The sequence below is a fragment of the Arthrobacter sp. HMWF013 genome, assembly GCF_003061105.1.
Classification (GTDB): Bacteria; Actinomycetota; Actinomycetes; order Actinomycetales; family Micrococcaceae; genus Arthrobacter.
Genome location: NZ_QAIQ01000323.1, coordinates 1 through 6,309 on the forward strand (window position 1 = coordinate 1; position 6,309 = coordinate 6,309).

Annotated in this window: 4 protein-coding genes; 3 read left to right on the plus strand and 1 reads right to left on the minus strand. The window is 57.4% G+C overall.

Features of this window, described 5'->3' with window-relative positions; all coding sequences use genetic code 11:
* Window positions 1–1,487, minus strand: a 1,487-nt coding sequence (locus tag DBR22_RS12160; protein ID WP_181365154.1) for a homocysteine S-methyltransferase family protein, incomplete at its 3' end; no start/stop codon positions are given.
* Window positions 1,488–1,841: 354 nt separating this feature from the next.
* On the opposite strand from DBR22_RS12160, the gene DBR22_RS12165 reads away from it, so the two are divergent.
* From DBR22_RS12165 to DBR22_RS12175, 3 genes are read left to right on the plus strand one after another with little or no spacing between them, the layout of a single operon-like run.
* Window positions 1,842–3,761: an AAA family ATPase gene (locus DBR22_RS12165; RefSeq protein WP_258229172.1), complete on the plus strand. Its 1,920-nt coding sequence runs from the start codon at window positions 1,842–1,844 to the stop codon at window positions 3,759–3,761.
* A complete protein-coding gene (locus tag DBR22_RS12170) occupies window positions 3,758–4,663 on the plus strand; it encodes a sensor histidine kinase (protein ID WP_146187487.1) in 906 nt (301 codons plus the stop codon). The genes DBR22_RS12165 and DBR22_RS12170 overlap by 4 nt, the downstream gene beginning before the upstream one ends.
* On the plus strand, window positions 4,660–6,060 hold the full coding sequence (locus DBR22_RS12175) for a phosphotransferase (protein ID WP_108599228.1): 1,401 nt from the start codon (window positions 4,660–4,662) through the stop codon (window positions 6,058–6,060). The genes DBR22_RS12170 and DBR22_RS12175 overlap by 4 nt, the downstream gene beginning before the upstream one ends.
* Window positions 6,061–6,309: the final 249 nt, after the last annotated feature.

Here is a 6,309-nt window from a genome sequence, read left to right on the forward strand (position 1 = left end):
TCGTCGATGGTCAGGGCGATCACGGCGGTGCCGTGTTCCTTCACGAGCGGCATGATGCGGCCGAAGCGGCTCTCCGGCCCGTCGCCGTCCTCGTAGTTGACGGAGTTGATCACCGGGCGTCCGCCGATGTGTTCGAGCCCGGCCTGCAGGACCTGTGGTTCGGTGGAGTCGATGACGAGCGGGAGCGTGGAGGCCGACGCGAAACGCGAGACGATCTCCTTCATATCGGCAACGCCGTCGCGTCCCACGTAGTCAATGCAGACATCGAGCAGGTGCGCACCGACGCGGATCTGCCCGCGGGCGATATCCACGCAGTCGTCCCAGCGCTCTTCGAGCATCGCCAGGCGGAACGCCTTGGAACCGTTCGCGTTGGTGCGCTCACCGATGGCGAGGTAGGACAGCTCCTGGTCGAAGTTCACGTGCTGGTAAAGGGAAGCAACACCGGCTTCCCGCTCGGTGGGAACGCGGGCACCGTCGGCGCCCCTCCCGCCGGTGGCGACACTGTCGGCCGTGCGGAAGGGCGCAAGACGTTCGACGACGGCGGCCATGTGTTCCGGCGTCGTACCGCAGCAGCCGCCCACCAGGCCCAGCCCGAATTCGCGGACGAACTGTTCGTGGGCGGTGGCGAGTTCGGTGGGTGAGAGCGGGTAGTGCGCACCGTTGGCGCCGAGCACCGGCAGGCCGGCGTTGGGCATGCAGGCGATGGCCACGGAAGACTGCTTGGAGAGGTGGCGCAGGTGCTCGCTCATCTCATCCGGGCCGGTGGCGCAGTTCAGGCCGATGGCGTCGACGCCAAGCGGTTCGAGTGCGGTGAGCGCGGCGCCGATCTCGGAGCCCATCAGCATGGTTCCGGTGGTTTCGACCGTCACCTCGACGAAAATCGGGAGCCGGACGCCGCGGGACACGATGGCCTGCTTGCAGCCGTTGACCGCGGCCTTGGTCTGCAGGAGGTCCTGGCTGGTTTCAATGAGGAAGGCGTCCGCTCCCCCGTCGATGAGGCCCTCGGCCTGCAGGGCGAACGTCTGCTTGAGGTAGTCGTAGGTGGTGTGGCCGAGGCTGGGGAGCTTGGTGCCCGGCCCCATCGAGCCCAGAACCCAGCGCATGCGTCCGTCTGTCTTTTCTGCCGCTTCAGCGCGGTCACGGGCGATCTCTGCACCCTTGCGGGCGAGCTCTTCGATGCGGTCGTCGATGCCGTAGTCCGAGAGGTTGGACCAGTTGGCGCCGAAAGTGTTGGTTTCGACAGCGTCGATCCCCACCGCGAAGTACGCGTCATGGATGTCCGCGAGGACATCCGGCCGCGTGACATTGAGGATCTCGTTGCAGCCTTCCAGCCCCAGGAAGTCCTCCTCGAGGGACAGTTCCCGGCCCTGCAGCATGGTGCCCATCGCCCCATCGGCAATGACGACCCGCTGATTCACCGCATCCAGCAGCTCCTGGGCGCGGACGGGACGGGGCACGGACTCAATATCAAGCGCAAAACGAGGCATCTAAACAGGTTACGTCCGGGGGCCGGAACGTTGCGCTGTGTGTCCGTGTACTACGACGGGGGTGGGTGGGCTTGCTGGGTGAGGCAAGGGATAAGCCTCGGTTTGTGAATGGCAATGACACGGGAGCCTTTCGATAGACCGGCAAGGAGCCGGTGGGCGGGTGTGGATTGCTACCGATGCCAGCACTGATAGAGCCGGCTCTGGAACCGTGAGTTTCGAAGGAAGTGAGTCCGAGGCGGTCCCACTGACAGCCCCGTCCTGGCGAGCGCGCTCCTAGGTCTTCACAAAGGATTTGCTTGAAGAGCTGCCCTGCAGCTGATCGTTTCCACAGGTAAGCCGGACAGTATGATCGTAATGAACCTAAGCGGGGAACGATTTATCACTTTCCGGAATTCAGCCCGGGCACAAAGGGGAGCACTTTTGTACATTCAGAGAGTCCAGGTTGAGACGGAGGGGTTTTTATCTGGATTAGATGTTGAATTTTCGCCTGGCTTAAACGTCATAATCGGCGCGCGAGGGACCGGCAAGACCTCCTTAATAGAACTCATTCGCTACTGCCTTGGAGCTGGAGCGTTTACTGAAGATGCTGCAAATCGAGGGCGTCAACAGGCCGTGGCCATCCTAGAGGGGGGAGCTGTCACCGTCACTATGCGGGATGGTGACTCTTCATTTCTTGTGACGCGATCAGCTTCAGGTCATGTGACCACCACAGGGACAAGGCAACCTACGTGTACCGTTCTCGCCCAAAATGAAGTGGAGGCAGTGGGCGCCCAAGCGGCCGGAAGGCTTCACCTCATTGACCGATTCAGGTCGAATCGGGATGAGACGGCAAAGATGATGAGCAATCTGCAGGCTCATGTCCGTAGCTTAACGACCGAGATACTGGCCATCCTCAATGATGGGGGCCGATTGTCGGAACAGATAGCCTCGATGTCAGCTGTCACGGCAGATCTTGATGAGGCAAGGAAGCACCAGCAGCAGCTACTGGATAACGCCCGGGCTACTGAGGATCAGCAGCTCCGGTTGCTATCGCTCCAACAAGACAGCCAACGTCTCGCCCTGCGCGAGTCCGTGGTGGACCAAAGCGAATCAAGTGTTGAATCCTTGGCTGGTGCACTGACGCGTTTAGCCTCCGATGCCTCGTCCGTCCTGCAGACATGGCCTGCCGACGACCGAGATGATCCACTGACTGGTGCGCGTTTCCTCCTAGCAGACGTAGAGCGCCTGCTCAACACCTCGTTGACACGGTTGGCAGAGGTGAGAAACAGCCTGCAGGCTGCACGAAACGAAACGGCGCAGCGCCAAGTCCAGGTAGACGAGGCCAGCCGTCAACTTCGGCAAAGTCTTGAAGAGCTTCAGGCAGGAATAGGTCTTACCACTCGGCGCGTGGTCGAGCTCGAGGAATATCAAGGTCAGCTTTTCGCACTTCAGAACCGGCTATCTGAACGGACGGACAGACTGCGGAGCGTCTCAGCACAACGCGATAGCGTCCAGCTCAAAGCAGAGGAACTCCGTGACCAAGTGTATTCAGATCGCCTTGCAATCGTGCGTGAACTGAATCGAACTCTAGCTCCCGCTATCCGCATCAGGCTAGCGAAATCGGAAAATTTGGAGGCATATCGCTCTACCATCGTCGCAGCTCTGAGAGGTAGCGGCCTGCATTACAACTCGCTTGCGCCGATGCTCGCCCAAGCAGCAGCTCCTCATGAAGTCGTTAGTTGGGTTGAGCAAAACAACGCGACTGAACTTGGCGGCGCCATCGGTATTTCACCTGACAGAGCCTCCTCCATTATCGCCGCCCTCAGAGCGGGAGGCACCCCTGACATCATCGCCAGCACTGTTGAGGACGGAGTTACGCTTGAACTCCTTGACGGGCAAGAGTTCAAGGCGAGCGACCGCCTCTCTATTGGGCAAAGATGTACAACAGTTCTACCCATACTTCTTGGTCATCATGGGGACCCCCTCATCGTTGACCAACCCGAAGACCATCTAGACAATGCATTCATCGCTTCTACATTGGTCTCAGCCCTGCAGAGCCGCCAGCCTAGCGACCAGTTCATTTTTTCTTCCCACAATGCCAATATCCCTGTGCTCGGAGGAGCAAATCGCGTACTTGTGATGAACTCCGATGGGGACCGCGGTTATCTCACCCATGCTGGTGACTTGGACGCGCCGGAAATTATTGCGGCCGTCACTGACATTATGGAGGGAGGCGAACGAGCGTTTGCAACTCGTGCCGCTTTTTATCGCAATGAAACGGTGAGCCGTCGTTGAGCGTAGATGAAGGATTTGCGTTGCTAGCGTCCCCCCGCTCGAGCGACCGCCTAAAAGGTGCGCGCCTTCTTGCGAAGTCAAAAGATTTTTCAAAGCTTCCAGAACTTCGCCAATATGAACGCCAAGAAGCCGACTCGTGGGTGCGGCATACTTTGGCGCGCGTCATCGGCAGGTGGCAAGCTAGTACAGCCATACCGGATTCAGATGAAAGTTGGATATCCCCCAAGGCGGAGTCCGAGCTAGAGGATATCCGGTCCCAAGCAATACAGAATGTAACTCAAACGCTACTCCACGAGATGCACCCTCTCTTGGCAGACATCTCTGCAGCAGTAGCCGATGAGATTTCCATCCCCTTCGCCGGCAGTCGATCTGCTGCGGCCTTGGCTCGAACTACGGAGTTTCTTCAAGTTATCCATCGACTTTACGAGGCATCTGCGTCGGCCAACAATGAAGAGTTTGACCTGTCAAGCCTAATCTTGGAAGTCATTCACTTCTGCGGATACACCGAGGAGCAAGTACTGGCGACAAGACTCGATCCGGTAATCACCGTCGGTGATCCTGGCCTACTGCGAATCGCGTTACAGAATGTGATCAAAAATGCCGTAGAGGCAAGTGAAGAAACCGAGGTGAAAGTTCTCGTTAATTGTACTGTTACGGACAGTTATTCTTGGGTTGTAGTCCTCGACGAAGGAGTTGGATTCCCAGAAGGTCATGAACGCGCTTGGGAACCAGGCATCACAAGTAAGTCGAAGGAGACTCACTTTGGATGGGGGCTTCCCATAACGAAACGCGCCGTCGCCTCACTTGGTGGGACCATCAAACTGGTACCTCGAGAACATAGGGGAATATCGTGTGAGATCCGCTGGCCCTTAGTGGAAATCGTCGGAAAGGAAACTACGTGAAGGTTCTGCTTATTGAAGATGAGGATCGAAGCATTCGACTTACGTCAGATGCACTGGCGAAAGTTACAACCGTAACTCCTACCGTTGCCCGCCACAGAGATGCGGCTTTATCAAACATCCGTTCGGACGAGTTTGATTTGATTCTTTGTGACTTGCGCATTCCCCCAACGGCAAATAGCTTAGATATTTCCGAAGAACATGGGCTCGCGGTTCATTCTGAGGCTAGGACTGTCTGCCCTGGCACTCCCATCATTTTCCTGACGGGATTCGCCACACCTAGCAACATCACCGATCAACTGTCGTCGGGAGGAGTCGCGGATATTTACGGGTTGACTTCCGTGCCAATGGTGCAGTTGTGCCTGAAGAGCGACTTGGCTCGACTGGACACACTGCTAAGAGGATTCGCTAAAGCACTGTCCGACCTTGACGACTGGTGCAAGGTGGAGTCAACGCTCACAATCTCTCCCATGATGGCGAGGGCGGTGCGCTGTTACGCGAAATCCATCGGTAGTAGATCAGCCGCGGTCACACCACTACAGGGATTGTCGGGGGCCGAAGTAGCCACAGCTCGATTTACCGACACACATGGTGGAATCGCTTCCGTCTTTATAAAAGTACTGGATTTCGAATCAGCTCGTGATGAGCTCAATCGCTACCACCAGTTTGCCGGCAATCGATTGGAGCCTGGTTTTTTCGCCCCAGCCCTCACTGCTACCTTCAGCGGCTTACGCAAAGAGGCGGCCCTATTTTCCACGCTCGCAGGCAATAGCTACCGCTCCATTTTCCAGGTCCTCAGGGAAAGCCCGGAAGCTGGGGCGGAGATAGTCCGACGACTGCAAGTGGGAATGGAGACCTGGCACAGTTCGACCGTTCCCCATTCCTTTTCCCTCGCCGATCTTCGACGGGCCCGCATTCCTGACGAAAAGCTTCCCGACGGCATTGCTGCACTGCATGAGCTTCTCGCGCTAGAAGAAATCTCAGTCGAAGTCAGGACGGGCGTTATTCATGGAGACCTTCATGGCGAGAACATCCTAGTGAATGCAAACGGTGGTCCCATGCTGATTGACTTCGGTGATTTGGGCGTCGGGACCTCTGCCCCAGATCCGATCACACTAGAATTGAGCGTTCTCTTCCACTTGCAAGGACCAGCCCGAGGGTCAGGATGGCCCCAACCCAGAAACCTTGAATCGTGGTGGGATATAGACCGCTTTGCTGAGGGAGCTCCCCATGAGGAGTTCCTTAGGGCTTGCCGATCGTGGGCTTCAAGTATTGATACTGAGGCCGCGACCTGCGCGATCGCTTATTCGCATGCGCTACGGCAGCTGAAGTATGACGATGTAGATCCAGATATAGCGGTAGCGATAGCAGCTTCAGCTGCTTCGTTTCTTACTCGATAACGTCGCGCTACCGCACCCCTGATGCCATGGAGCGCCGTAGCTCTTCGCTCCAGTTTTCACTTGTGAGTGAAGTAATTTGATGAATCAGCGCAAAGCTGTGCACTGCCAACTGAGAGCTCCTAAAACAGGCCCAGCGGAAGCAAGATCCGGCGACTGCTCGTCCTCATCCAGCAACGAGAACACCCGCTCCGCAGAAGCAACCCCGGACTGCAGCAGGTTGGCCATGGACCCCAGCTGCGCCAGCGGCAT

What these genes read in the sequence shown, in the direction of transcription:
- DBR22_RS12165 (WP_258229172.1), top strand. Translation starts at nt 1,842, where the DNA reads ATGAACCTAAGCGGGGAACGATTTATCACTTTCCGGAATTCAGCCCGG.